The sequence below is a fragment of the Pseudomonas sp. N40(2020) genome, assembly GCF_014472415.1.
Lineage (GTDB): Bacteria > Pseudomonadota > Gammaproteobacteria > Pseudomonadales > Pseudomonadaceae > Aquipseudomonas.
Window position 1 is genome coordinate 1 of the sequence record NZ_JACSZV010000083.1, and the last position, 2,131, is coordinate 2,131.

The 2,131-nt window shown below is 60.9% G+C and carries 4 protein-coding genes; 1 reads left to right on the forward strand and 3 read right to left on the reverse strand.

Translation table 11 applies throughout. From position 1 onward, the window contains the following. Nucleotides 1-61: 61 nt before the first annotated feature. The gene (locus IAI51_RS27690) at nucleotides 62-433 is read right to left on the reverse strand and encodes a YajD family HNH nuclease (protein WP_007911336.1); all 372 of its coding nucleotides are present in this window, start codon (nucleotides 431-433) and stop codon (nucleotides 62-64) included. A 48-nt stretch (nucleotides 434-481) separates the two neighbouring features. After that, a complete protein-coding gene (locus tag IAI51_RS27695; RefSeq protein WP_123536167.1) occupies nucleotides 482-1,168 on the reverse strand; it encodes a spermidine synthase in 687 nt (228 codons plus the stop codon). Nucleotides 1,169-1,246: 78 nt separating this feature from the next. Here IAI51_RS27695 and IAI51_RS27700 point away from each other — a divergent pair, with 78 nt between their 5' ends. Beyond that, nucleotides 1,247-1,531, forward strand: coding sequence for a hypothetical protein (locus IAI51_RS27700; protein WP_187681368.1), 285 nt, complete (start codon nucleotides 1,247-1,249; stop codon nucleotides 1,529-1,531). Here IAI51_RS27700 and IAI51_RS27705 read toward each other — a convergent pair. Beyond that, entirely contained in the window at nucleotides 1,528-2,001 is a 474-nt protein-coding gene (locus IAI51_RS27705; RefSeq protein ID WP_186548822.1) for a cyclic nucleotide-binding domain-containing protein, read from the reverse strand. The two genes, IAI51_RS27700 and IAI51_RS27705, sit on opposite strands and share 4 nt — an antisense overlap. Nucleotides 2,002-2,131: the final 130 nt, after the last annotated feature.

The following is a 2,131-nucleotide window of genomic DNA, read 5'->3' on the forward strand; positions in this document are numbered from 1 at the left end:
GATTGGGGGAGGGCGGGCACTGATCGTTCCCACGCAGAGCGTGGGAACGATCATGGCTGGTTCAGTCTTCTTTCTTCATCAACCCGGCCAGTGCGGCGAACGGGTTGTGCGTCGCCTTGGCAATTTTCGGCGTGCTCAGCGAGCCTTCGCTGAAGTATTGCTGGTCGGTGTAGCGCGAGTGTTCGTTGTCGTGGCAGTACAGGCACAACAGCTCCCAGTTCGAGCCGTCCTGCGGGTTGTTGTCGTGGTTGTGATCACGGTGGTGCACGGTCAGTTCGCTCAGGCGCTTGCCGGAAAACTCACGGGTGCAGCGGCCACAGACGTGCGGGTACATCTTCAGGGCCTTGTCGCGATAGCCCATTTCCTTGTCGCGCTGGTTGTCGGCGAGGATGCGATCCAGCTTCGACGTATTGGTTGGGGTGGACGAACTCATGGGTTCACCTTTGTAGAAGACTAATGACGGTTATGTACAGAGTTTAGCTCAGCCCTTGAGCTTCTCGGCAATCCAGATCGTGTGGCGAGTGCCCTTGTTGCCGTGGGCGAAGACCTGCACTTCCTCAGCCTTGAAACCGGCCTTCTTCAATTTGTCGGAAAACTGCCGGTCAGCGCTGGCCGACCACACGGCCAGCACGCCTTTTGGGCGCAGTGCCTTGGCGCAGGCATTCAGGCCCGCGGCGGAATACAGCCAACTGTTGGCCTTTTGCGTCAGGCCTTCGGGGCCGTTGTCGACGTCGAGCATGATCGCGTCGAAGCCGTTCGGCTCGCTTTGCAGGACGTTGGCCACGTCTTCCTGACGAATCACCGTGCGCGGATCGAGCAGCGGCCGGCCGGACTTTTCACCGAGCGGGCCACGGTTCCACTCGACCACGCCCGGCACGAGTTCGGCGACCACCACTTCAGCGCTCTTGCCCAGATGCTTAAGCGCCGAGGCGAGGGTGAAACCCATGCCCAGCCCGCCGATCAGCACCCGCGAGTTCGGCCGGCCAGCAACCTTGCGGCAAGGGATCTCGGCCAGCGCATCTTCAGAGCCGTGCATGCGCGTGTTCATCAGTTGCCCGCCGTCGCCGCCCTGGATCTTGATGACGAAATCCTCGCCATACTCGAACAGGCACAGGGCACCGCCGCTTTCAGGGATCGGGGTGGTGTCGAGCAGAACGAAACGTTTCATGGAAATCTCTACAAGGGGGAAGGCAAGCAGGCCCGTTGGGAGTAGCCTGAGCGCAGACTAAGGCCAACGGAGCCCTTGATGAAGCGCACCATTCTAACGGTCATTGCCCTGGCCGCGCTCTCGATAACTGCAGTGCAAGCGCAGCAGACCATTCCGGTCAGCCCGGCGCCGCAGCCCGGCTCGCCCGGCACCGCAACGCCAACCCCATATCCACAGATCACGCCGATCAACATCCCCAAGTCGGGCGCCGGCAGTGGCAGCCCGCCGCTGGTGCCGATCGAAATGCCCAGCCCGCCAATCAAGGATCAACCGGTGCCGGGTATTGAACAGACCGGCACCAAGATCAAATCCCCCGGCGGTTAAACCTGTTGCGCCGCCAGTTGGCCGTCCGCCATGCGCAAGCGTTTGGACAGGGAGACGGCGAGGGCGCGGATGATCTTGGCGGCGATTTTCGGCGCGTCGTTGAGCATTTTTTCCAGCGAGTCCTTGCCCAGATTGAGCAACTGGCAATTGCTCGCCGCCACGCAAGTGGCCGAGCGCCGTTCGCCGTCGAGCACGGCCATTTCCCCGAACGCCCGACCGCTGCGCAGGGTGGCCATGGTGATGACCTGACCGTCGGCACCGGTTTTCTGCACGGCGACCTGACCGGTGTGGAGGATGCACATGAAACTGCCGGCATCGCCCTCACGGAAAATTGCTTCGCCTTCAGCCACGGTGCTGATGCTGAAGTAGCCGGAGGCGGCGGCGAAGTCGGCCAGTTGCAATTGGTCGAAAAGGCCACAGTCCATCAGCCAGTCGCGGATTTCGTTGTTCAGTAAGGTCGGTTCTGACATGTCGTTGCGATCTTATTTTGTGTTCACTGATTTCAGGCGCTGCACGGTTCCAGTGTAGGAGCTGCCGAAGGCTGCGATCTTTTGATCTTGCCTGTCTGAAAATCAAAATCAAAAGATCGCAGCCTTCGGC

Bases quoted from the DNA above. Each gene is read 5' to 3' on its own strand.
- IAI51_RS27695 (WP_123536167.1), bottom strand. From the start codon at position 1,168: ATGAAACGTTTCGTTCTGCTCGACACCACCCCGATCCCTGAAAGCGGC.
- IAI51_RS27705 (WP_186548822.1), bottom strand. From the start codon at position 2,001: ATGTCAGAACCGACCTTACTGAACAACGAAATCCGCGACTGGCTGATG.
- IAI51_RS27690 (WP_007911336.1), bottom strand. From the start codon at position 433: ATGAGTTCGTCCACCCCAACCAATACGTCGAAGCTGGATCGCATCCTC.
- IAI51_RS27700 (WP_187681368.1), top strand. From the start codon at position 1,247: ATGAAGCGCACCATTCTAACGGTCATTGCCCTGGCCGCGCTCTCGATA.